The organism is Pseudoalteromonas sp. US3C1013 (assembly GCF_048401115.1).
GTDB classification, from domain to species: Bacteria; Pseudomonadota; Gammaproteobacteria; order Enterobacterales; family Alteromonadaceae; genus Pseudoalteromonas; species Pseudoalteromonas undina.
The window spans coordinates 383,567-409,506 of sequence record NZ_CP183076.1; the positions used below are offsets into that span (position 1 = coordinate 383,567).

General features: G+C 39.6%; 17 protein-coding genes. 11 read left to right on the forward strand and 6 right to left on the reverse strand.

The genetic code is table 11. The features are described 5' to 3' along the window. Window positions 1-8: 8 nt before the first annotated feature. A complete protein-coding gene (locus tag ACNSN2_RS17125) occupies window positions 9-2,264 on the forward strand; it encodes an ATP-binding protein (protein WP_418609584.1) in 2,256 nt (751 codons plus the stop codon). Between the two features lie 142 nt (window positions 2,265-2,406). On the opposite strand, the gene ACNSN2_RS17130 is transcribed toward ACNSN2_RS17125, so the two are convergent. After that, entirely contained in the window at window positions 2,407-5,937 is a 3,531-nt protein-coding gene (locus ACNSN2_RS17130; protein WP_010389223.1) for an ATP-binding protein, read from the reverse strand. A 255-nt stretch (window positions 5,938-6,192) separates the two neighbouring features. Between ACNSN2_RS17130 and ACNSN2_RS17135 the strand changes: the two genes are divergently transcribed. From ACNSN2_RS17135 to ahpF, 3 genes are all read left to right on the forward strand, one after another. Beyond that, window positions 6,193-8,295 carry an EAL domain-containing protein gene (locus ACNSN2_RS17135; RefSeq protein ID WP_010389221.1) on the forward strand — a complete coding sequence of 701 codons (2,103 nt, stop codon included), beginning with the start codon at window positions 6,193-6,195 and terminating at the stop codon, window positions 8,293-8,295. A 216-nt stretch (window positions 8,296-8,511) separates the two neighbouring features. Continuing rightward, on the forward strand, window positions 8,512-9,081 hold the full coding sequence (ahpC, locus tag ACNSN2_RS17140) for an alkyl hydroperoxide reductase subunit C (RefSeq protein ID WP_008115650.1): 570 nt from the start codon (window positions 8,512-8,514) through the stop codon (window positions 9,079-9,081). 161 nt (window positions 9,082-9,242) lie between these two features. Next, on the forward strand, window positions 9,243-10,820 hold the full coding sequence (gene ahpF / locus ACNSN2_RS17145) for an alkyl hydroperoxide reductase subunit F (RefSeq protein ID WP_418609581.1): 1,578 nt from the start codon (window positions 9,243-9,245) through the stop codon (window positions 10,818-10,820). Window positions 10,821-10,914: 94 nt separating this feature from the next. On the opposite strand, the gene ACNSN2_RS17150 is transcribed toward ahpF, so the two are convergent. The 4 genes from ACNSN2_RS17150 to ACNSN2_RS17165 form a co-directional block, all read right to left on the reverse strand. Further along, window positions 10,915-11,106 (reverse strand): DUF3185 family protein, encoded by a 192-nt coding sequence (locus tag ACNSN2_RS17150; RefSeq protein ID WP_008115648.1) that lies wholly within the window; start codon window positions 11,104-11,106, stop codon window positions 10,915-10,917. A 49-nt stretch (window positions 11,107-11,155) separates the two neighbouring features. Continuing rightward, on the reverse strand, window positions 11,156-13,180 hold the full coding sequence (locus tag ACNSN2_RS17155; RefSeq protein ID WP_418609578.1) for an ATP-binding protein: 2,025 nt from the start codon (window positions 13,178-13,180) through the stop codon (window positions 11,156-11,158). A gap of 205 nt (window positions 13,181-13,385) precedes the next feature. Next, complete coding sequence (locus ACNSN2_RS17160; RefSeq protein ID WP_418609576.1) at window positions 13,386-14,237, reverse strand: patatin-like phospholipase family protein; 852 nt, start codon at window positions 14,235-14,237, stop codon at window positions 13,386-13,388. Window positions 14,238-14,269: 32 nt separating this feature from the next. Continuing rightward, window positions 14,270-14,512, reverse strand: a complete 243-nt coding sequence (locus ACNSN2_RS17165; RefSeq protein WP_075169965.1) for a hypothetical protein — start codon at window positions 14,510-14,512, stop codon at window positions 14,270-14,272. Window positions 14,513-14,628: 116 nt separating this feature from the next. Between ACNSN2_RS17165 and tkt the strand changes: the two genes are divergently transcribed. Then, window positions 14,629-16,632 (forward strand): transketolase, encoded by a 2,004-nt coding sequence (tkt, locus tag ACNSN2_RS17170; protein ID WP_418609574.1) that lies wholly within the window; start codon window positions 14,629-14,631, stop codon window positions 16,630-16,632. Between the two features lie 118 nt (window positions 16,633-16,750). On the opposite strand, the gene tal is transcribed toward tkt, so the two are convergent. Then, window positions 16,751-17,704 carry a transaldolase gene (gene tal, locus ACNSN2_RS17175; protein WP_418609572.1) on the reverse strand — a complete coding sequence of 318 codons (954 nt, stop codon included), beginning with the start codon at window positions 17,702-17,704 and terminating at the stop codon, window positions 16,751-16,753. 237 nt (window positions 17,705-17,941) lie between these two features. On the opposite strand from tal, the gene ACNSN2_RS17180 reads away from it, so the two are divergent. The 6 genes from ACNSN2_RS17180 to ACNSN2_RS17205 all read left to right on the forward strand — a co-directional run bounded on the left by ACNSN2_RS17180 (window position 17,942) and on the right by ACNSN2_RS17205 (window position 25,895). After that, window positions 17,942-19,594 (forward strand): ribulokinase, encoded by a 1,653-nt coding sequence (locus ACNSN2_RS17180; RefSeq protein WP_418609570.1) that lies wholly within the window; start codon window positions 17,942-17,944, stop codon window positions 19,592-19,594. Next, a complete protein-coding gene (locus tag ACNSN2_RS17185) occupies window positions 19,591-20,292 on the forward strand; it encodes an L-ribulose-5-phosphate 4-epimerase (RefSeq protein ID WP_418609568.1) in 702 nt (233 codons plus the stop codon). The genes ACNSN2_RS17180 and ACNSN2_RS17185 overlap by 4 nt, the downstream gene beginning before the upstream one ends. Window positions 20,293-20,314: 22 nt before the next feature. Beyond that, the gene (gene araA / locus ACNSN2_RS17190; protein WP_418609566.1) at window positions 20,315-21,814 is read left to right on the forward strand and encodes an L-arabinose isomerase; all 1,500 of its coding nucleotides are present in this window, start codon (window positions 20,315-20,317) and stop codon (window positions 21,812-21,814) included. An 88-nt stretch (window positions 21,815-21,902) separates the two neighbouring features. Next, window positions 21,903-22,493, forward strand: a complete 591-nt coding sequence (locus ACNSN2_RS17195) for an HAD family hydrolase (RefSeq protein WP_054201316.1) — start codon at window positions 21,903-21,905, stop codon at window positions 22,491-22,493. Between the two features lie 72 nt (window positions 22,494-22,565). Further along, window positions 22,566-23,777: an aldose epimerase family protein gene (locus ACNSN2_RS17200; RefSeq protein WP_054201315.1), complete on the forward strand. Its 1,212-nt coding sequence runs from the start codon at window positions 22,566-22,568 to the stop codon at window positions 23,775-23,777. A 147-nt stretch (window positions 23,778-23,924) separates the two neighbouring features. Then, on the forward strand, window positions 23,925-25,895 hold the full coding sequence (locus ACNSN2_RS17205; protein WP_418609563.1) for a family 43 glycosylhydrolase: 1,971 nt from the start codon (window positions 23,925-23,927) through the stop codon (window positions 25,893-25,895). The last annotated feature ends 45 nt before the right edge of the window (window positions 25,896-25,940 follow it).

Below are 25,940 nucleotides of genomic sequence, written 5' to 3' on the forward strand. Positions count from 1 at the left end.
GGAATTGAATGCTGAAACAGTTAATTGGTTCTTTATCTATTAAAGTATTATCTTCGTTGGCTATTTTTATTTTAATACAAATAATAGTTTACGTTGTTATTAATGAGCGAACCGACAAAATAGAGCAAGCCAGTAAAAATGTATTGAATATTAATGGGCTGTCAGTTGTTGTATTTGAAATTAACAAAGATATTTTACAGATTCAACGAGATATTTCGGTTTATGGTGTGTCGGGTAGCGAGGTTATTTTTGATAAAATAAAAAGCACTCAGCAAAGTATTCAAGCGCGGTTAATTGAAGCACAACAGCGAATTCAGCAACACAAGATTAAAAACTCATTAAACGCCATGCAATCATTGGTTTTAAATTATGGCAAAAGTATCGATAGTCTTAAAAAACGATATGATGAAAAGTCTAAAATTATTGAGCAACAGTTACCAAATACCTACGAATTAGCATTAACTACCTTAGCAAGCAGGGATCGAGAAACGGCCAAGCTGGGCAAGGATTTATTATTGTTTCAGCTAAAGGATCATTGGCATCATCTGTATCGCAATTCAATCCTGTTTTTAACTCAACGCGATTACGCCAAACGTAGTCAAGTAAAACAGCGGCTACAATTAATTAAACAATTAACCAACAGTGGCGCTACAAACAAAATGATTGGCCACAACAAGGTCGAGCAACTAAATAGTTTAACAACTAAATTCGAGTCTTTATTTGCTCAGGCCATTCAAGCTAATAGAAACTATTTAACCTTAAGTAATATTGTTATTGCCGGTGATTCGGTCGAGTTTTCAGCACTTGCCAAAAAATTGCAAGAAGATGCATTGTTGTTGCTTAGTGATATTTCGAAAACCAGTCAAGAGAGCATTGATGCTGCGCAAACTGTTATTCAAGTGTCGTTATTTTTGTCTGTTACCTTGTTTATTCTTTTCGCTTTATTTTTTCACTTTCATATTATTAAAGCGATTAACAGGCTCACATTTAGTTTTAGATCATTTCTAAATGGTGATTTCTCAGCAAACATAGCTGATATTAACCGTGAAGACGAAATAGGGTTTTTAGCCCAAGCAGCAAATAAATTTAGAGTGCTAAACGAGCGCCTAGTTGAAGCAAAAAAAGCGGCAGAAGAAACATCCCGAATCAAATCTGAGTTTTTAGCTAATATGAGCCATGAAATACGCACTCCCATGAACGGTATTTTAGGCATGGTACAGCTAGTGAGTAATACAGAGCTTGATGCTAAACAAAAACGCATGATTGAGGTTATTAGCTCTTCAGGTAACAGTTTATTGGTTATTCTTAATGACATTCTTGATTTAAGTAAGCTTGATGCCGATAAAATGCTACTAGAAAATAGAGAGTTTAAATTAAGTGCTTTATTGTATGAGCTGGAACAAATTTTTAAATCGCAAGCCGACCATAAAAATATAGAGTTTAAAATAGTAAAAGAAAAAGTAGATTCTGTTGATTTGGTACAAGGCGACGAAACCCGTTTAAAACAAGTACTAATGAATTTATTGGGGAATGCATTTAAATTTACAGAGTGTGGAACAGTAACATTATCTGTTGCTCTAAAAGAGAAAAATAGCAATGAAGTGATGTTACTATTTAGCGTTATCGATAGTGGTATAGGTATTTCACAACATAGTATAAAAACGTTATTTGATGCTTTTACACAAGCTGACACTTCAACAACACGTCGTTTTGGTGGTACAGGGCTTGGATTAACTATCTCTAGTAAAATATTAAACTTAATGGGCAGTAATTTACAAGTAGAAAGTGAATTGGATAAGGGTTCGACATTTTACTTTCAGTTAAGGCTTAATATTCCCATTGCAAATAAAAGCGTAAAACAACAAGCACAATTACCCGATGTAAATATTAAAAATAAAGATGTGCAGGTATTAATTGCCGAAGATAATCCGGTAAATCAAATCGTGCTAGAAAGCTTTTTAAAAGCAATGGGTATTAAACATATTATCGTGGCAGATAATGGTGAAATAGCGCTTGAACTATGTACTAAACAACAATTTGATTTAATTATGATGGATATCCAAATGCCGGTAATGGGCGGGCTTTTGGCAACTAAATATATTAGGGAACTAGCCAATTACCACGATGTGCCGATTATTGCCGTTACTGCAAACATCACTGAGAAAGACGAGCCTGAGTACGTGACAGCGGGTATAACTAACACTATAAACAAGCCTATAGAATTCAATAGTTTAAAAGTTATAATTGACCAGTATAGCGAGTAAGAATAAACATCCTATGTGCTTTTATATTTTTTGGTAGTATTGGTTAGCAATACACTCAAAAGTTAAAAGCGCCTTTAGGCGTTTTTAACTTTAATTAGCAATACATATTTTCAGTGGTTTATTCATTATCACCACCAAAATGCTAACTACTGGGTTGTATCTCTAAGTAGCTGTTAATGGTTGATTCGAGTTTTTTGTAGCTAGTTTGAATGAGCTCTAATTTATTCTTCATACTGCCCATGGCATTTTCACTGGCCATTACTTCTAATTCATCAAATAATTTATGCAAGTTAGCCGCACCTACATCACCTGATGAGCCTTTCAAGCCATGACTTAATTTTGATATTTGCGATAAATTATTGTTATTTATTGCATCCTCAAGTTCTTCTAGCTTCATTGGTGTACTCTGAAGGTATAATTCACATACTTTTATAAGAAGCTCTTCATTATTTAATAACCGAGATAGCGCGTTATCTTTATCCCAATCAGGTAAACTTTGACTATCCAAAGTATCAGAAATTGGTTTATTAATTTCGTTAAGCTGATTATTTTCCAATGGAGCTTCTTTTATAAAAGTTGAAGACAACCACTTTGTAGCCGTTGCAACTAATACCTCTGCAGAGATTGGTTTAGTGATGTAATCACTCATTCCTGCATCTAGGCATTTTTGTCTTTCACCCATCATTGCATTAGCAGTCATAGCGACTATGGGAATATCAATATTTTGAGGCGCTGCTTCACCAGCTCTTATTTGTTTTGCTGCATCATAACCATTTAATATAGGCATTTGGCAGTCCATAAATACACAGTGGTATTGATGATTATTGGCCACCGAGTTAACAAGTTTTTCTACTGCTTGTTGGCCATTTGACGCGGTATCTATCTCTAAAGATAAACATGACAATATACCCGCGGCTACTTCTATATTTATTTCGTTATCATCAACGATAAGAACATGTGCCCCTTTAAAGTCAGAGTTATCAGTTTTAACTGAGTCTGATTCACGGCGTTTGTTAATATTAATATTACTGCTACCAGCACTTATTTTATCTTCAAGGCTGCGTTCATCGGCGACTGTTTTTAAAAACTCTGAAATAAGTATTGGTTTAGAAAGTAAGCTGGCTTGCACGTGTCTTGTCTTAATTTGAGGATAACCGCGATTTGCTAATAAAATAACTTTAATTACATGATGATTAGCAATAGTTGGCCACATTTCATCTAAACGTTTTAACAATGTGTCGTCTTGTTCAATAAGTATAAAGTCAGGTAAAGACACGTTTTTTATATCATCTGAAACAAGAGATTGTTGTAATTGTTCAGCTGAAAAACTATTTCCAGAAAAAGCAGCTATTAAATTATTTATGCTGTCGGCTAACTCGTTATTTTTAGTCACAATAGCGAAGCTTTTGTTTTTTAATCGTGGGGCAAAACTATAATGAGTTGTATCATCATTGCTCAGTGTTAGTTTTATGTGAAAACTACTACCTAGAGACTTTTCTGACTCAAAGCTAATTTCTCCTCCCAGCAGGCTGCAAAGCTGTCTGCATATAGAAAGCCCCAGCCCTGTTCCACCAAATTTAGATGCCACGCTTTTATCTTCTTGGGAAAAGGCGGTAAATAATTTGTTCTGGTTTTCTTGTGCAATGCCCACACCGCTATCGGTAACTTTTACGTGAACGGTCACAGTATCATTGCTTGTTTGCTCGCAATAAGCGGTGACCTTTATAAACCCAGTTTCAGTAAATTTAATCGCATTATTTACTAAGTTAGTCAGAATTTGTGAAAAACGATGGGGGTCAGTTGTAATCGTTTTACATTTTAAATTCACAACATCTAAAACAAATTCGAGGCCTTTCTCCTGAGCTTTAACAGCCATACTGCCACAAACACTTTCGATTAATTTTATTAAATTAAACTCTTTAAAGTTCAACTCAAGTTTACCTGCTTCTATTTTAGATAAATCCAAAATATCATTTATTAATACAGATAAAGCACTCACACTCACTTCGGTCATTTCTAAATAGTTTTTTTGTGTTTCACTCAATGGCTCTTTTTTTATTAAGTTTAAAGTACCCACTATGCCATTAAGTGGAGTACGCATTTCATGGCTTATATTAGAAATAAACGCGCTTTTTACTTCACTGGCTTGTTTGAGCTCTTTAGTGCGAATGGCTACTTTATTTTCAAGCTCATGATTTACTTTTATTATTTCATTCTCAATGGTGCGCTCTTTGGTTACATCTCTGGCTATTATTGCAATACCAATAAACATTCCAAATTGATCGATAATGGCTGATAAAGAGAGTGAAAAGTAGCGTTTAGTAGAGCCGTTACTGATACTAGCGTCTTGCTTAAATTGACGAGTACCATCAGTGAACTTTTCAATTATCTCGTTAAAATTTAGCTGATCTATTATTTTTAAATCATTAATTGGTTTTCCAATTGCTTCTAACTCTCCAAGCTTAAACATCAGAGTTGCGGCATTATTCCAACTAGATACAATACCGTTATTGGTAATGCCAATTACCGCATCAGATGAGCCGGTTATAATTGCCTCAGATTGTGCGCGCGCATTTGCAAGCTCTTGGCTTTTGCGAAGACTACGATTGAAAAATGCGAGAATGATAGTTAATAAAATAACCAAAATAAGCAAAAAGGTGTAGAGCTTTGTTCTGCGTTCCATTTCAATATTTTTTATATACTCAACAGGCGCTAAAACGTGGCTAGATAAAAAGTTTTGTTTTTCACCCAGCGCTAAAGTGATTTGTTTTCTTGCAGTGTAATAACTTGTTTGCGCAATGCTTTTTGGTTTTATAAGCGACAATGAGCTATTAGCAACGGGGTTGAAAGTGTAATTATTATTGATGCTAATATCACTACCTAGGTCTTTACCAAAGGTGAAGTTTTTATTTGGATGCAATAAAAAATAGCCGTTACTGTCAGTTAAAGCGATTTCAAATGGTGAATTAATACTGTTGCTAATAATGCTTATTAAGTTATTAGCATTAACGTTAATTATGATAAAGCCAAATCTATTTTGATTTTCATCAAAAATTGGCATAGACAGCCTCAACATCGGGCGATAAGGAAACTCTATTTTACCGTACTCTCTATTCAACGAAATTTCAGACAGATACATTTCGCCATCAGAGAGTTTACTGCTGGCCGTAAAGTACTCTTGCGCTCCTTTATTTTGGAGCTTATTTAAATCTATAACCTCTACTGCACCCTGAACGCGATCAACCCTTACCAGTTCTTGTCCTTTTTTGTTGGTACTGATGATTCTTAGCTGCTCGTAATCGGGGTTATTTTTTAAAAACGCTGCAAATATAATTTCAAGCCTTGTTTTCCATTGAGCATAGGTGGTGTTCTCTAGTGGGTCTACACCTTTGTTATTTGATGCCCTGGCTAAACCTTTGATTGGAGGGGTTGCGTGTAAAAAACGAATATCTCGACGGTAGTTTTCAATAACCTCTTGTGTTTGTGAATTAATAGATTGGTTTTTGTCTATTATTTCTAGTTCTACAGAGCCAAGTACTGAGCGCGATAAACTTGCTTCATTAATAATAATGGCTACAACAATTAAGGTAATTATGGCGGATAAAGAAATAGGGAATAAAAGGGTGTAATTACTTACCTGACGAATTATCCTTTTCTTAAGATTTATTGGCATCCACTACTCCAATTAAAGACCAGCCATTATTTAGCTACCATAAACTTAGAGAGCTATAGGTAATTTATCAAGTTTTACTTTTAATAAAGAGTTTTGTTTTGTATTCATTTATCTCAAATTTAGAACTCTACAAACCCTTTTTGATTGACGCTAATAATATAATGCTTAAGTATATATTTTAGGTAATTGGTGGAGGTTTGGGTTAACTAAGCTAGGCTTTATGTGCATTTGTTTAATTTTTTATGGGAAGTGATTGTGTTAACCACTGTAGATCAAAGCTTTGCGCATCGAGTACTTATTGTTGATGATGAACCCACTAGTTTAATGATTTTAGAGGGAGCTTTATCAGATATTGCAGAAGTTATATGTAGCGATACTGGTTTTGGCGCCATTGAAAAAGCACAGCAGTTCTTACCAGAAATTATTTTATTAGATATTGAATTACCTGATATTAGCGGGTTAGAAGTGTGTAAACGCTTAAAAAACGATCCCAAAACTAGTGGTGTAACAGTAATATTTATTACCTCCCATAATGAGAGTAAGTTTGAGCATTTGTCTTTAGAGTTGGGTGGGATTGACTATATACAAAAGCCCGTTGATCTTAAGGTATGCCGCTTGCGCGTTGGCAATCATCTAAAACTAAAAACACAAGAGCAACAACTAAAACATTCACAGCGTTTACTTGCTATTGAATCAGAAAGATTGCGCGTAACGCTCAACTCGATTGGCGACGCAGTTATAGCAACAGACAAAGACGAAAAAATAACGTTTATGAACCCGATTGCAGAGATGATGACCGGTTGGGTAATGCATGAAGCAGTTGGTAATCATATTTCAGAGGTTATGCAACTACGGGATGCAACCACAAAGCACAAAAGCCTTAATCCAATTTCTATTGCTTTAAAAGAGCAGCGAAGAGTAGCTATGGCGCTTAATTGCCAATTAACGAGCTTAAATGGCAGAATTCATCGGGTTGAGGATTCTGCTTCCCCCATCAGAGATGAAAAGGGGAATATTATTGGCGCGATTATAGTTTTTCATGATGTGAGCGAGTCGATTGCGATGGCTGTTAAGATGAGCCATTTAGCAAACCATGACCAATTAACCGATTTACCCAATCGAATTTTATTACATGATCGCGTTGCGCATGCTTGTCAGGTATCTGTGCGTAATGGTTTTTTAGTGGCGTTAATGTTAATTGATATTGATCATTTTAAATATTTAAATGATACAGAGGGACACCATGTTGGCGACCAAATCATAAAACTGGTTGCTAAACGACTTGAATCTATTGTTGATTTAAATACGACCTTGGCCCGTGTTGGCGGGGATGAATTTGTATTGTTGCTCCCAGATATTAAATCGCCGTGTCATGTTGATGCTGTTGCATCTGATATTTTGTATGCAATGCATCAACCTTTTCGTGTTGATGGAAGAGAGTTTAATTTAACTATAAGCGTGGGAATTAGTATTAATCCAACGGATTCTGATTCTGCCGAATTAATGATGTCGCATGCTGATGCAGCAATGTATAAAGCCAAAGAGCACGGTAGAGATAGATTTTGTTATTTTTCAGATGACTTAGAACATGAGTTTCATCAACGTCAAAATATAGATAAGATTTTAAGAAATGCACTTGAAAATGACACGTTGGAAGTTCACTTTCAGCCCAAACTTAGCCTAAAAAATAAATTAATTATAGGCGCTGAGGCGTTAGTAAGGTTAAGAGATGAGGAGGGGAGTTTAATATCTCCGTTACACTTTATTCCATTAGCTGAAGAGACTGGTTTAATTAATAAGTTGGGTCATAGCGTTTTAAAACAAAGCTGCAGAGCGGCTAAACGCTGGCTAGATAAAGGCCATCCAATTAAAGTTGCTGTTAATGTGGCGGCTAAACAATTTACAGATCCTAAATTTATAGAAAGCGTAGCGCAAATACTTGAGGATACTGAGCTTCCTAGTGGTTATCTTGAATTAGAGGTGACAGAAAGCGCTTTAATGAGTGATTTTGATGAAACAAGTAGAATATTAAACGGACTTTCAAACCTTGGTTTGAGCATAGCGATAGATGACTTTGGAACGGGTTATTCGAGCTTGTCGTATTTAAAACTATTCCCTGTTGATGTATTAAAGATTGACCAGTCATTTGTTAAAGATATGGTTGATGATAAGCAAAGCCTAGATATAGTGAAAGCAATTACCCATTTAGCGCATTCATTGAATTTGAGGATAGTTGGTGAAGGCATTGAAACTCAAGCACAGCTAGATACACTTATTTCGCTTGAGTGTGAAGAAGGGCAAGGGTTTTTGTTTAGCAAGGCTTTACCTGAAAATGAATTTGAAAATCTCATTTTCTGATGGCTACCTTTAGTGCTCAGTGTAACTAGTATTTTTAATTTTAAGATAGCTCACATTCAATTATTTTAACTTCTTACCTTGGGTAATCTTAAAAATCGATTGTTTTAATCTAAACAATCAATTTTATTTAATTCCTCAATAGCCTTATTGTATTAATCAAGCCAACGCACAGGGCGTTAACTTTTTTAAATACACTAAACATAAATGAGGAATACTATGAGCACTTCATTGATTAACACAAAATTACAACCTTTCAATGCAACAGCTTACCACAATGGTGACTTTGTAGAACTCACTGAAAAAGACGTATTAGGTAAGTGGTCTATCTTTTTCTTTTACCCAGCAGATTTCACATTTGTATGCCCAACTGAATTAGGTGACCTTGCAGATCATTATGCACAGCTACAAGAAATGGGCGTAGAGGTTTACTCGGTATCAACAGATACGCACTTTACTCACAAAGCTTGGCATGACACGTCAGACACTATCGGTAAAATTACTTACCCAATGATTGGCGACCCAACAGGACGCATTACACGTAACTTTGGTGTAATGATTGAAGATGATGGTTTAGCTCTTCGCGGTACATTTGTAATGAACCCAGAGGGTGAAATCAAAGTTGTTGAAACGCATGATTTAGGTATTGGTCGTAGTGCTAAAGAACTTGTTCGTAAAGTACAAGCCGCACAATACATTGCCACGCATGACGGCGAAGTATGTCCTGCATCTTGGCAGCCAGGTGAAGACACATTAGCACCTTCACTAGACCTAGTTGGTAAGATTTAAACCTTACCTTCATTAAATTTAGAGTAGCACATAACTCTAATACCAGTGAGCCTACTTGGCTCACTGGGCACTCTCCCACGCCATCACTCTTTTCTAAAATTCGCACATGCACTGATGGCATGGGGGTTCTGCTGTTTTATTTTTCCGTAAGGGGCTAAGCCATGTTAGACAACAACATAAAGAACCAATTAAAAAGCCATTTTGAATCGCTGACTCAGCCTGTTGAGCTGCTTATCGCCTTGGATGACAGCAAAAAATCAACAGAAGTAGAAAGTTTAGCGAATGATTTAGCATCACTAAGCGATAAGTTTAGTGTAAGTAACAATCCAGATACTTCGGCACGCAGACCTTCAATGGTGGTGCATTCGCCACAAAAAAATACTCATATTACCTTTGCAGGGGTACCTATGGGTCATGAATTTACTAGTTTAGTGTTAGCGCTATTACATACGGGGGGGCACCCTAGTAAAGCCAGTCAAGAAGATATTGAACAAATACAAACACTTGAGCAAACACTCAATTTTGAAGTGTATATTAGTTTGAGCTGCCAAACCTGCCCGCAAGTGGTTCAAGCGCTAAATACAATGGCTGCTACAAATAGCAATATCAAAGCCACTATGATTGATGGTGCTCTGTTTCAAGATGAAGTAGAACAACGAAATATATTGGCTGTACCCGCTGTTTACTTAAACGGAGAGCCTTTTAGCCAAGGGGCAATGAGCCTAACCGATATTTTAAATAAAGTTGATAGCAAAGGTGCACAGCGCCAAGCCAAAGCATTGAATGAAAAATCAGTGTTTGATGTTCTTGTCGTCGGTGGTGGGCCAGCAGGTGCTTCGGCAGCTATTTATTCTGCACGTAAAGGGCTAAATACGGGGGTGGTTGCCGATCGATTTGGTGGCCAGGTAGCTGACACATTGGCCATTGAAAACTTTATTTCGGTAAAAGCAACCGAAGGGCCAAAAATGGTGGCTCAGCTTGAAGAGCATGTTAAAGAATATGATGTTGATGTAATGCACAACCAACGCGCGGAAAATTTGCAAAAAGGCAGTAATGGCTATGACATTACTTTAGAAAATGGCGCTGTATTACAAGCTAAATCACTTGTGCTAGCAACCGGTGCACGCTGGCGTGAAATGAATGTACCTGGCGAGCAACAATATAAAGGCCACGGCGTTGCATACTGCCCGCATTGCGATGGACCATTATTTAAAGGCAAACCTGTTGCTGTAATAGGTGGCGGTAACTCAGGTATTGAAGCGGCTATTGATTTAGCCAACATTGTTGAGCATGTAACGGTGCTTGAATTTGCCGATACGTTACGTGCTGACGAAGTACTTATTCGTAAAGCAAATAGCTTAAAAAACATTACTATTATTAAAAATGCACAAACTACTGAAGTACTCGGTGATGGTAACAAAGTAATAGGCCTTAATTATACCGATCGTGTTTCTGGAGAAAGTAAGGAGCTAGTTTTAGCCGGTATATTTGTACAAATTGGTTTGATACCGAACACCGAATGGTTAAAAGAGAGTGACCTTGAGCTTAGTCAATTTGGTGAAATACTCATTGATGCTAAAGGTGCAACATCGTTACCAGGTATATACGGGGCGGGCGATGCGACCAATACGCCATTTAAGCAAATTATTATTGCTATGGGCGCCGGAGCAACTGCTAGCTTAGGAGCTTTTGACTACTTAATTCGCCAAACACCCGATGCAGAGCAAAATGCTGCTTAATAGCGTTTTAGCGTAAGCCTCTTGATAAAACAGCTCTCACCCATAGCTGTTTGTTCACCCAAGCCGCCCTCTCCAAAGGCGGCTTTTTTGTGTGTTATTTAAGTCGGGTAAGGCCTACTAAAATACAAACTGCGCCACCAATAAAGCCAAGCCATGCTTCTACTGGGGTTTCGCCATTGAATGCACGAGTAACTTGTGAAGCTGCAGAATCGTAAACATCATAACCCCACATACCAAGTGCTACGCCAATAACAATAAGTACAATACCAATGATTTTATTTGTCATAATGATCCTTTGTGTTTTTAGTGCAAATTAATCTGGGCGACACTCGTTGTTATAATGTGGCTACGCCCAGTCTTTTTAGTGTATTTGTAATTGCTTCTTCTATCGCTGGCAGTTTAAACGGTTTGGCTATAAACATATCCATGCCTGCTTGCTTACAGTTTAGTTTATCTTGTGAGGATGCATTAGCAGTTAACGCCACAATATAAGTTTCTTGCGAGTCACAGATACCTTGTGCCTTTAGTTGCTTGGTGGCTTCAAAACCATCCATGATAGGCATAATGCAATCCATAAAAATAAGGTCAAAATGCTTTTGTTTGCATTTTAACAGGGCATCTTGGCCGTCAATAGCAAAGTCTGATTTTATATTAAATTTATCCAGTGCTGATTCTAATACCAGGCGATTTATTTCGTTATCATCAACCACCAAAACCGAGAGCTTATTACTATGGTTATTAATAAATTTAAGGCTAGGTTTTTGTGTTTGTTGTTTACCAAGCTCAATTGGGATAGTTAAGGTAAAACATGTGCCCACGTTAACCTCACTGGTTACCTCAATTTTGCCATTCATAAAACCAACGAGCTCTTTAACTATGGCTAAGCCTAACCCGGTGCCACCTTTATTGTTGTTAGCATCAACCTCTTGGGTAAAAGGCTTAAATAATGAGTTTAAATACGTTTTACTCATGCCGCGACCCGTATCGGTTATTTTAATTGTAAGTAAAGGGCGCTTTGTATCTAATGCTAACTGTGAATCGAGAGAAACAGAACCATGCTCTGTAAATTTTAATGCGTTACTCAGTAAATTAGAGACAATTTGGCTTAATCGAGAGGTGTCGCAGTATACCCAAACATCATTAGGAATGAGGTTAGTGGCTCGTAGTTCAATGTTTTTATTGCTAAACAATACCGAATATAAAGAAACCAAATCGGTAAATACCGTTTTAAGTAGGGAGTGGTGAGGTTCCAGTTTTAATTCACCATGATTTATTTTTGAAAAGTCGAGCACTTCATTGATAATATTCAATAAAATATCAGCACTTCGCAGGGCGACTTTAATTTTTTCCGCCCGCTTGTCATAATCGTGCTCATCAATGAGTGTCGCTAACATACCCGTAATGCCATTTAGCGGAGTGCGTAGCTCATGACTAATTTTTGCAAACAGCATACTTCTATCTTTTAATAGCTGTTCAGCAAGCGCTTTTTTTTGTTTTAACTCTTCGCGTAACTTTACGGCTTCAGTTATATCTTGAAAAGTACCAAATAACCGCACACATTGGCCGTTGTTAAACTCGGCCTCACCAAAGGTTGAAACCCAAATGTTCTGTTGCTTAGCGGTAACTATTTCCAGCTCTAAATGCCATTTATCACCCGTAGATATTGCCTTTTCTACCGCTTTATTAATACTGTCTCGGCTTTTACCTGCTTTATAAAATTCAATGGCTTTTTCTATATCTGGAGTATAGTGTTCTTCGGCTTGATGAATACGTCGAGTTTGTTGGCTCCAAAAAATAGTATTTTCTATTAGGTCGACTTCCCATGTACCTATATTTGCTACGTTTTCAAGCTTTAATAAAGTGTCACTATTTTTAGTGAGATTGGCTTTATCCTGATTGCGCGCCAATTCCGAGCCTAACCACTGCGCTAATAATTCAATATAATCATAGGCTTCATCGCTAAAAGGAGCGCATTCTTGAGCAGATGAAAAGTTAACAGTTCCAAATACGTCTTTGCCTATTCGTATAGGCGCACCAATGTACGCTTCTAATTGGAAATTAATATAGCATGGATGATTTGCAATACTACTTTGCGACGCATTATGAAATGCCAATGCAGAGTTGGCCGACAAGGTATGCGTGCAATAGGTGCCGTTTAATTCAAACTCTGTACCAATTGCAAGAGAATTGTCAGGGGTGATGGCATGTAAAACAATATAAGAATCATTTTTTACGCGGCTGATAATAGCTAAGTCGAGTTGAAAAACATCGAGCCCAAAAGCAAGTAAGTCTGCAATTTTTTGATCAAAGCTTAGCTGCTGATCTGAGACTATATTATGAAAGCATCGAAGAAAATTCACAAAAACCCTTAATTTATTTGGTGTGTACACAAAATTTAAAGCAAAAAACACGCCTAAATTTAATCTGCTTTTTGCAATACGACGACGAACACATCGTTCTTTATTACATTACCCCGTTGGTTTAAAAATTAATAGCTGGAGTAAGCTGTAAATTCAAAGGTTATATCACTGTATACTTCTTATAGGTTGATTTTATAGCTTATGTTCATTTCTCACGCAACCTAGGATTACCTAAGTAAGTTTTAGCTTCACTTATGCCCATTTGATAGCCTGAATTGAGTATAGCTAGATTTTTAGTGGTGCGACCGACTTTAAACCCTGCTGGTGGAGCAATAATATTTATTTTGCAATCCGGTGGAGCATCATGCAAAAAATCAATACTGTCATTATATTTTTTAGAACGCAGTATGGCCGCCTCTGCAAGCGCTGGGGTATCTTTATAGAGTTGTTTGGTTAACCACGGAACTTTGTTATCTTTTTTACGATAGCCTAAAGGTTGAGAAAGGATAACTGTTATTTCTGATGCCCCCATTTCATAAGCTTTTTTTACTGGAATAGAATCTGCAACGCCGCCATCGGTCATGGCGATCCCGTTTATTGTTGGATAATCCCGATAAGCTATTGGTATAGCGCAAGAGGCTTTTAATTGCTCTACCATTTCGCTACCTGTTGCTTGTAAGTAATGAGCTTGTCCAGATTCGATTGCCGTTGCAACAATATAAAAGTCGTGAGGGGATTGCGAGAATTCGTCGGTATTTAAAGGAATTTCACGTACTGTTTCTTGCCAAAGCCAGTCTAAATCAAACAAGTGTCCACCTTTAACAAATCGTGGCAGGTTAATAAATTCAGGCCTACAGGAATAATCAGTGATTACTTTGTAGTTTCGGGTTGCTTGCTTACATAAATACGCAGCAACATTTGTAGCACCAGCTGATACACCAAAATAGCTGGTAAAAGGTTGATATCCCTGCTCTAAAAACTCATCAAGTACACCTGCGGCAAAAATACCGCGCATGGCACCGCCCTCAACCACTAATGCGTGCTGGGTATTGTTCATATTAACTTCCATCCTTTGACAATGCACTTATGCTACCAAGTGTGCTTAAACTGTGCGAGCAACTTTTTACTCTGATATGGGACTTTTAAATTGTTTTCTTTAGGCTGTTGGCGAAAAAAAGTAGCTAAAAAGCGCTGACGAAAGCTTAAACCTGATGAAAACCCTGATTGTTTAGCAATTTTATCTATGTTTTGGTTACTCGTTTCTAATGGCTGCTGTGCTTTGGCAAGTAGTTCTGATACACAGCATGGATAGAGGCCATTGTAAGCAGTCAAGCTAAAGAAAAATCAACAGACTTATTTTTATGTTGCAGTAAGGTATTTTCGATTGCTATTTATATTACATTCTGAGATATTAATTATAATATAATATTAACAGGAAATAATTACAGATGACTCTGCCTAGTTCTCAATCTGCAAATGCAATCCGTATGCTTGCTGTCGATGCTGTTCAAAAAGCTAACTCTGGTCACCCAGGTGCGCCAATGGGAATGGCCGATATTGCCGCTGTGCTTTGGCAAAAATTTCACCGTCACAATCCATCAAACCCTAGCTGGGTTAACCGCGATCGTTTTGTATTGTCAAATGGCCATGGCTCAATGCTGCAATATGCGCTATTGCACCTAAGCGGTTATGACGTCAGTATTGAAGATATTAAACAGTTTCGCCAATTACATTCTAAAACACCTGGTCACCCAGAGTACGGTTATACTCCAGGGGTTGAAACAACAACTGGACCACTAGGTGCAGGTATTGCTAATGCGGTAGGTATGGCGATTGCTGAAAAAACTTTAGCGGCACAATTTAACAAACCACATTTTGATATCGTTGATCACTTTACTTATTGCTTTTTAGGCGATGGTTGTTTGATGGAAGGTATCTCTCATGAAGCTGGTTCATTAGCGGGTACTTTAAAGTTAGGCAAACTGATCGCTTTTTGGGATGACAATGGCATCTCAATTGATGGCGAAGTAGAAGGTTGGTTTACTGACGATACGCCAAAGCGTTTTGAATCATACGGTTGGCAGGTTATTAGTGGCGTTGATGGTCACGACATGGCTGCGATTGCCAGTGCTATTGAAGCGGCACAAGCGAACCCTGAGCAACCAACGCTTATCTGTTGTAAAACAGTGATTGGTTTTGGTTCACCCAATAAATCAGGCAGTCATGATTGTCACGGTTCACCACTGGGTAATGATGAAATTGCAGCGGTTCGTGAGCAACTAAATTGGCCACATCCAGCGTTTGAAATTCCACAAGATGTATATAATGAGTGGAATACTCAAACTAAAGGCCAAGACTTAGAAAGTGCCTGGCAACAAACCTTTGCCGCATACAGCAAAGCGCACCCTGAATTAAGTAACGAGTTTAACCGTCGTGTGATGGCTAAATCATTACCGAATAATTTTGCTGAACTTGCTGATCAATACATTACTAAGTGCCAAGATGAAATGCAAAACATTGCAACGCGTAAATCATCACAAAATGCGATTACCTTTTTTGCCCAGCAATTACCTGAATTAATGGGCGGCTCTGCTGACTTAGCTGGCTCAAACTTAACTTTATGGCCTGATGCAAAGGGCTTACAAGAAGACGACGCGGGTAACTATGTATTTTATGGGGTGCGTGAGTTTGGCATGAGCGCCATTATGAATGGTATTGCATTACATGGTGGCTTTATCCCATTTGGTGCTACATTCTTAATGTTTATGGAATATGCACGTAATGCTGTGCGTATGTCTGCATTAATGAAAGCGCAAAGCATTTTTGTCTACACTCATGATTCTATTGGTCAAGGTGAAGATGGCCCAACTCATCAGCCGATTGAACAAATTGCCAACCTGCGTATGACACCTAATATGACGACGTGGCGCCCATGTGATGAGGTTGAAACAGCCGTTGCGTGGCGTCAAGCTCTAATAAAAGAAGCTGGCCCAAGCGCGTTGATCTTTAGTCGCCAAGGCACTAAAGCTATGCCGCGTGATAAAGCGCAGTTAGACAATGTAGCAAAAGGGGGTTACACCCTCGTTGAGTGTGAGCAAACACCAGAGCTAATTTTAATGGCAACAGGCTCTGAAGTTGAATTAGCGGTTAATGCGGCAGCTGAGCTAACAGCTCAAGGCAAACAAGTGCGTGTTGTTTCTATGCCATCAACCAATCAGTTTGATTTACAAGATAAAGCATACCGCCAAAGTGTATTACCTGCAGGTGTGGCTAAAATTGCCGTCGAAGCTGCACACAGTGATTTTTGGTATAAATACGTTGGCCAAGGTGGTGATGTATTAGGTATGACTACTTTTGGTGAGTCAGCACCGGGTGCTGTATTGCTGGAGCATTTTGGTTTTACCGTAGAGAACTTAGTTGCTAAGGCAAATGCGTTATTAAACGACATCTAGGTTAAAGTTTTACCTGATAAAAAGCCCGCTGATTTAATTAAATCAGCGGGCTTTTTTATATCTTTAATTCGAGCTCTCGATAATGATTGATCATCAAGAGCCCAATTTAGTTAATGATTTAGACTAGCTCAGCTAAGATTGCTTCTAGTTTTTCTTGGTCAATTGCAAACTGACGAATGCCTTGGCTTAGTTTATCTGTTGCCATTGCATCTTGGTTCATTTCCCAGCGGAACGCTTGTTCGGTCATAGGCTCTGGGGCAGCAACTGTTTCAGTGGTAGGAGCAAGTTGACGCGCTAAAGGTGCATCTGTTGCTGCCAGTTCTGATAATAGCCCTGGGCTGATGGTTAATCTATCACAGCCTGCTAGCAACTGAATTTCGTTGATGTTTCTGAAACTTGCGCCCATAACGATGGTTTTATAATCATGCTTTTTGAAAAAGTCATAAATATGAGTCACTGATTGCACGCCTGGATCGTTAGCACCGCTAAAATCAGTATCAATATTAGTGGCTTTATACCAATCCAAAATACGCCCTACAAATGGCGAAATTAAATAAGCACCTACCTCAGCACAGGCACGAGCTTGGGCAAACGCGAATACCAGCGTTAAGTTACAACGAATACCTTGTTGCTCAAGTACTTTTGCCGCTTGAATACCTTCCCATGTTGACGCTATTTTGATCAACACCCGTGATGTATCAATATCTTGCTCTTTATAAAGTGCAACGAGCTCAAGCGCTTTATTAATAGTTGCTTGAGTATCAAATGATAAGCGCGCATCGACTTCAGTAGATACTAAACCTGGGACTTGCGCCATTAGGTTTGCACCAATCAATACTGATAACTTATCGGCGGCTTTACTGATCACTTGTGCATTGTCATTGGTTTGTTGCTTAGCCCAAGCAACGGCTTCAACAGCCAGTGGACGGTATTTTTCAATTTTAATCGCATTGAGTAATAACGATGGATTTGTTGTGGCATCTTGCGGCTTATATTGGTCGATCGCTTCAAAATCACCGGTATCAGCAACCACAGTGGTCATGATTTTTAATTGTTCTAATTGGCTAGACATAGGCATCCTATTTTATCATACAAAATAAATTAATGGCTTTTAGCATTGCTTACAACATGGTTTAAGCCCTTTTTTAGTGCAAAACATTAGTTTAAAGGGCACAGGTGTCACGACTATTTCAGAATTAATCTGTTAATAATATTTTTATAATACCTTTACAACCCGTCATTATTGATATTATCATACAAATAACAGTAATGACTAACATTGTTAGTATCCAATTAGTGAAAGGTATTTATGTCTCGTTATACATTGGGCTTAGATTATGGCTCTGATTCAGTAAGAGCACTGCTTGTTGATGTAATTACAGGTAAAGAGCTGGCTAGCCATTTAGTGAATTATCCGCGTTGGGCGGAAGGTTTATATTGCGACCCAAGTAAAGACCAATTTCGTCAGCATCCACAAGACTACATCGACAGCTTGATTGAGGTCGTCAATGGACTATGGCAACAAGTACCTGCGGGAACTGCGGATAAAGTAATAGGTATGAGTTTTGATACCACGGGATCAACCCCGGTGGCTATTAATAACCAAGGTACGCCTTTAGCGCTGACAGAAGAATTTGCTGAAAACCCTAATGCGATGTTCATTCTTTGGAAAGACCATACGTCGATTAAAGAGGCGAATGAGATCACCAAAGCCGCGACCAATAACGAGGTTAATTATCTTTCACATATGGGCGGTATCTATTCATCAGAATGGTACTGGGCAAAAGCACTACATATTTTTAGAGATGATGCGGCTGTAAAAGCGGCAACTTACTCGTGGGTAGAGCATTGTGACTGGATGACTGCATTAATGTGTGGCACCACTCACCCAGAAGTATTAACGCTGGGACGTTGTGCTACAGGCCATAAACAAATGTGGAATGAGCAATGGGGTGGTTTCCCACCAAATAGTTTCTTCAGCAATATTGACCCATTATTAGATGGTGTGGTTAATACGCTTAATGCCACAACTCAACCGAGTGACCAAGTCGCTGGTAAATTAACAGCGCAATGGGCTGATAAACTTGGTTTATCACAGAATGTAGTTGTAGGTTACGGTGCTTTTGACTGTCATATGGGGGCAGTGGCTGCCAATGTGCGTCCAGGTGTTTTAACTAAAGTAATGGGCACTTCAACCTGTGACATTACTGTTACTTCAAAACAGCAACTAGGCGATACGTGCGTTAAAGGTATTTGTGGTCAGGTTGATGGTTCAGTTATTCCAGACATGATTGGCCTTGAAGCGGGGCAATCTGCGTTTGGCGATTTATATGCATGGTTTAAAAATCTGATGCTATGGCCGACTCGCCAATTAACAAATTTAAACGACGTTGAACAAAACTTGATAAATAAAATTGAAGACTCAATTTTAGTTGATTTATCAAAAGCTGCCAGTGCATTACCGGTTAAAAATACCGATGTAACAGCACTTGACTGGGTCAACGGCCGTCGCACACCTGATGCAGACCAAAGCGTAGCAATGGCCATAACGGGCATGAAAATGGGCACTGATGCGCCGCAGTTCTTTAAAGCATTAGTTGAGGCGACGGCTTTTGGTGCTCGTGCTATTACTGAACGTTTTCAAAATGAAGGCGTGCCAATTGAATCAGTGGTGGTAATTGGCGGTATTTCGAAAAAATCAGATTACGTAATGCAAACCTGTGCGGATGTATGGAACTGCCAAATTGACGTACTTGAAAGTGAGCAAAGTTGTGCGCTTGGCGCTGCCATTATGGCCGCAGTGGCTGCCGGTGAATATGCAACGGTTGCTGATGCACAGCAAGTGATGGCGTCTGCTGTGTGTCATCAATACCTACCAAATCCAGAGCGTGTTGCTGTTTATGATGAGCTATACGCTAATTATCAAGCGCTGGCACAGTATGTTGATGGAGCAAAATCATGAGCTACACAGAGTTAAAGCGTGAAGTATTTGAAGCCAATATGGAATTACAACGTCGTGGTTTAGTAATTTATACCTTTGGTAATGTGTCGCAAATTGACCGCGACAAAGGTGTCATTGCAATTAAACCAAGCGGTGTGTCGTATGACCAAATGAAAGCTGAAGACATGGTGATTGTTGATTTAGAAAACAACATTGTTGAGGGCAGTATGCGCCCATCTTCAGACACCAAAACCCATATCCATCTGTATCGTCATTTTAATGAGATTGGTGGCGTTACCCATACTCATTCAACCTACGCAACAGCATGGGCACAAGCAAAACAAAGCATTCCGTGCTTTGGTACGACACATGCTGATTATGTGCACGGTGATATTACCTGTACGCGTGAGCTTACTGATGCGCAAGTAAATGGAGATTATGAGCTTGAGACCGGTATTCAAATTACCGATGCTTATAAAGACCGTGACCCAAAAGCAGCACCAATGGTGGTTGTGGCAGGGCACGCACCGTTTACGTGGGGTAAAGATGCAGCGCAATCTGTGTATCACGCTGCACTTCTAGAGGAAATTGCTCGCATGGCTTACTTAACTCGCACGCTTGATCAACATGCAGGTGCACTTAAAAAGTCTGTGATGGATAAACATTATTTAAGAAAACACGGTAAAGATGCCTACTACGGCCAAAGTAACCGTGGCTAACCAGTACAAGAGGAATTTATATATGCCGTCGTCAATGAAAGAAGTTTGGTTTGTAACTGGGTCACAACATTTATATGGCCCAAAAGTGTTAAACACCGTTGCAGATAATAGCGCTGCAATTGTTGCAGGTTTAAATAGCGAAGCTAATTTACCGGTTAACTTAGTGTGTAAGCCAACGGTGAAAACGCCTGAAGAAATTCATGCGGTGTGCCAAGCAGCAAACTCCGATCCTAACTGTGTAGGTCTAGTATTATGGATGCATACGTTCTCACCCGCGAAAATGTGGATTGCTGGATTAAACGAGTTACGTAAACCATGGTTACACCTTCATACGCAATTCAATGCCGCGCTACCGTGGGCTGATATTGATATGAACTATATGAATACCCATCAAAGTGCCCACGGTGACCGTGAATTTGGTTTCATTGGTACTGTAATGCGCAAAGAGCGCAAAGTGGTTGCTGGCCACTGGCAACGTGCTGACGTACAAAAGCAAATTGATGATTGGTGTCGCGCAGCTAAAGGGTGGGCTGAGAGCCAAACACTTAAAGTGGCACGTTTTGGCGATAATATGCGTCAAGTTGCGGTTACTGAAGGTAACAAAGTTTCAGCACAAATCACCTTTGGTTATGAAGTACATGCCTTTGGCGTAGCGGAGCTCGTTAAAGTTGTTGATACCGTAACGGATGCCGAAGTAGATGCGCAGCTTGAAGTATACAAAACTGACTATGTGATTAGCGATGAAACGCTGCAAGATGATTACAAAGTATCGATGCTACGCAATGAAGCACGTTTAGAGCTTGGTATGGAGCGCTTTTTAGAAAAAGGTGGCTTTAAAGCATTCACTAACTGTTTTGAAGATTTATCAGGTTTATCAGGTTTACCAGGACTTGCAACGCAGCGCTTAATGGCGAAAGGCTTTGGCTATGGCGGCGAGGGCGACTGGAAAACAGCTGCAATGGTACGCATCATGAAAGTAATGGGTGAAGGCCGTGAAGGCGGTTGTTCATTCATGGAAGACTACACCTATAACATGGGCGATACTGACCAAGTATTAGGTGCTCACATGTTAGAAGTGTGTCCATCAATAGCTGCGCAAAAACCACGCCTTGAAGTTCACACTCATACCATTGGGGTGAAATGTGATGTGGGTCGTTTATTGTTTACTGCTAAAGCAGGTGAGGCAATTAACGTTTCGCCAATTGATATGGGTAATCGTTTTCGTATATTAATTAACGAAGTAGACACGGTAACCCCACCGGCTGAATTACCGCATTTACCGGTTGCATCAGCATTGTGGGAGCCAAAACCTAACCTATCAGTAGCGTCTGCTGCGTGGATCCATGCAGGTGGTGCACACCATACTGCGTACAGCCAAGCTGTTACCACCGATATGATCGTTGATTTTGCTGAAATGGCAGGTGTTGAAACCATGATTATTGATGCTGATACCAGTATCCGTGGTTTCAAAACAGAACTACGCCACAATGCAGCGTATTACATGTTAAAGCGTGGGCTTTAATCACTTATAACGGCAGTGATCTAAGTTAACTAAATAAGCCAACTTTATAGTAAAGTTGGCTTTTGTTTTCTCAGAATTTGGAGTACAGATGCTCGATCTCACAAAATACCAAGGTATTATTTTTGATATGGATGGCACACTTATCGATTCGATGGGCTCTCATTTAAAAGCATGGGAGCTAACCTGCCATGCGTTTGATTATCCGTTTGATTATGATTATATGTATGGCTTAGGTGGCGTACCAACACTTGCCACAGTTGATATTCTTAATGAAAAATTTGGACTTAGTCATGACGCAGATTACGTTGCAGAGCAAAAACATCAGTTTTGGCTAGGTTTAGACAGCAAACCAGAAATCATAACTGAAACAGTCGATGTATTAAACTATTACCATGGCAAAATGCCAATTGGGGTAGGTACTGGTGCGGATCGTGCGCATGCTGTTGACCATTTAACCCATACAGGGTTAATTGATAAGATTAAAACTTTAGTCACCGCCAGTGATGTTCGCCACGGTAAACCTCATCCTGAAACTTTCTTAACAGTAGCAAAGCAAATAGGAATTCAACCACAAAATTGTGTAGTGTTTGAAGACACGCAAATAGGTTATCAAGCAGCGACTGCGGCGGGTATGGATTGTATTTTAGTCAAAGACGGCAAAATACAACTAAAAACTTAGGCGAATAAATTTGCAATCACCTGTCAAATTGTATTATAAAAGTATAAATACAATTATAAAAAGGTTATTGGTATGTCATTGCAATGTGTAACTCAGCGCCTAACAGCGGTTCATCAGTCGTCAACATCGATTAAAAAATTATCTCGCGGTATCTTTGCAGTGGCAGTGTCTTTATCAATTGCCTTAACCCCCGCGTGTGCTCACCAAGGAGACAATATGACCAATTCACCTTCTGCATTACTGCGTGCTTACGGCAAGCTGGCAGATCAAACTCCGATCAACCAAGTAACTTTAACCAATAGTAATGGCGTGAGCGTTGATGTGATCAATTATGGTGGCATCATAACGCGCATCGAAACGCCAGACAGCAATGGCAACATGGGTAACATTGTATTAGGTATGGATAATTTAGAAGATTACACTAATGCAACTACTTACTTTGGCGCGATCATTGGTCGTTTTGGTAACCGTATTGCCAATGGCAAATTTAGCTTAAATGGCACAGACTATCAGCTAGCAACTAACGATGGTGCTAACCATTTACACGGCGGTGTACAAGGCTTTGATAAAAAAGTCTGGACTATGGCGCCATTTAGTACAGAAAACAGTGCGGGTGTAACACTTAAGCTTATAAGTCCTGATGGCGATCAAGGTTATCCAGGTACCTTGACCACGCAAGTAACTTATACGCTGACCAATAAAAATACCCTAAATATGCAATTTGTGGCAAAAACAGATAAGCCAACCATCATCAATATGACCCAGCACAGCTATTTTAACTTGGCGGGTAAGGGCGATATTCTCGATCATCAAATGCAAATCAACTCAAATGCAATTACCCCTGTGGATAGCGGTTTGATCCCAACAGGTGAGTTGATGCAAGTGGCGGGTACGCCATTTGATTTTAGAAATTCAAAAGCGATTGGCAAAGACATTAATATTGATGATGAGCAGCTTAAGCTTGGTAAAGGGTATGACCATAACTTTGTACTTAAAAACAAACCTAATCATGATTTGATTGAAGCCGCTAATGTGTATGAACCAAGCTCAGGGCGTACCTTGACTGTATATACCGAAGAGCCAGCGGTACAGTTTTACTCGGGCAACTTTTTAGATGGTAGCAGTAAACAAGCTTCAGGTTTAGTACATAAATTAAGAAGTGGTTTTTGTTTAGAGCCACAGCACTTTCCTGATGCGCCTAATCAGCCAAGATTCCCAAGCACGACATTGCTCCCAGGTGAGGTTTACTCAACTCGTATCGTGTATGAGTTTGGTACTAAGTAATAATCTTGCTCGATAAGCGTAGAGTGCCGTTTTTACACTGACGAACTCTATGCTACGGGCAACAACAGAAATCTAAAAAAGCAAAGCTTTCGAATCAAACCATCGCTCAATATGGATGGATAATAAAAATCAAGGGTGATAACAACAATGAATGCACAACATCACTTGCGCACTAAATTAAAGCGTACTGCTAAAGCAACAGGCCTTGTAGGTTTATTCGCTTTGTCTTTAAGCTCACTTAGTGGTTGTGAATCTACAACCCGCGCAGACACACAACAAACACAAGATGCAGCACCAATCGCGAACGCAAAAGCACCCACGCAAGATGATGGCGTGTTTACTAATCCATTATTTCCTAATAGTGCCGATCCATGGCTTGAGTACTGGGATGGTAACTATTACCTAACGACGACAACATGGACATCTGAATTGGTGATGCGTAAATCACCTACTTTAGCAGGACTTGCCGATGCAACCCCAGTAAATGTATGGTCAGCGACAGATCCTGCGCGTTGTTGTAACTTTTGGGCGTTTGAATTTCATCGTGTTAAAGGCCCTGAGGGCTACCGTTGGTACATGATGTATACAGCAGGGACTGATGGTACTTTAGATAACCAACATCTTAATGTATTAGAAAGTGCTGGTGACGACCCAATGGGCCCGTATGAGTACAAGGGCGCGCTCATGCCTTACGTATGGAATATTGATGGTAACTATTTAAGCTACAAAGATAAGCTGTATGTTATTTATTCACAGTGGCAGGGCGATCAACAGCTTAATATTATTGCTGAAATGGAAAACCCGTGGACGCTGAAAAAGAATTCACCGCACACGGTGATCACACGTCCTGAACTTGATTGGGAGATCAGCGGACGTAAGGTAACTGAAGGTGCTGAAATTCTGCAGCATAACGGTCGCACGTTTATGACTTACTCAGCAAGCTTTTGTAACACGCCAGACTACAAGTTAGGAATGTTAGAGCTCGTTGGTGATGATCCGCTAGATGCAAACAGCTGGAAGAAGTTTGACGAGCCGGTGTTTGAACGCACAGATGAAGTATTTGGGCCAGGTCATAATGGCTTTTTCACTTCGCCAGATGGCAGCGAAGATTGGTTGGTATACCACGGCAATGACTCAGTAGAACATGGTTGTAGTGCCACACGTTCTTTACGTGCGCAAAAATTTACTTGGAATGATGATGGCACGCCAAACTTTGCAAAACCTGTAACACCGGGTGTTGAAGTAGCTCCGCCATCAGGCGAATACGGACCACTGGTTACTCGTGTTCAAGGTCAGCGTTATAACCTAGTAAATGCAACTAGCGGTTTGTGTTTAGACATTGCAGCCGATCCTCAAGATGCGCGTGCTGTGCAACGTCAATGTGCTGCAACCAATGGTCAGTGGGTGATTGATGCCACTACAGATGGCTTTGTCCGTTTAGCAAATCGCGAAGACAGCAAGTTTTTAGAGTTGGCTAATTGCAGTGATGCTGATAATGCGAAAACACAATCTGCAGCGTGGCGTAATAACTTCTGTCAGCAATGGAAAGTCTCCCCAAGCACTGATGGAAATGTCACTATTACTAACCGTTACACTGAAAAACCATTAGCCGTAGCAGGGTGTTCAGGCGCACAAAATCAAGCAGTGTTACAGCAAGGCAAAGACACGGCATGTGGTGACTGGCAATTACAGCCAGTTGGCAGCGTGGCAGTAATGAGCCAACAAAGCGGTAAAGCGTTGAGTGTTGCTGGTACTGTTAAAGCAGGCACTAATGTTGAGCAACAAGCGTTTACTCATAGCGATGCCCAGCAGTGGTTTTTTGCACCAACAGATACTGGTTACGTTGCTTTAAAACAAGACCTTGAAAGTGGTTATTGCGCCGCGGTGGCAAACAATGCCTTAGTGCCCGGTGCCAATGTTGAAATGGCTGCGTGTGATAGTAAAACCGCACAATGGCGTATTGTCCCAGTGGATGGTGGCGGCGTAATGCTAATTAACCGTTATACAAAACAAGCGCTGGGTTTAAGTGATTGTGGTCTTGCAGATAAAACTAATTTTGCACAACAACCTGATTTAGGAAACAAGTGTCAGATTTTCCATCTTCGTGAACCTAACTAGTCACTAAACATGTTCGACTCTTACCAAGCCAAGCCACTACTTTGT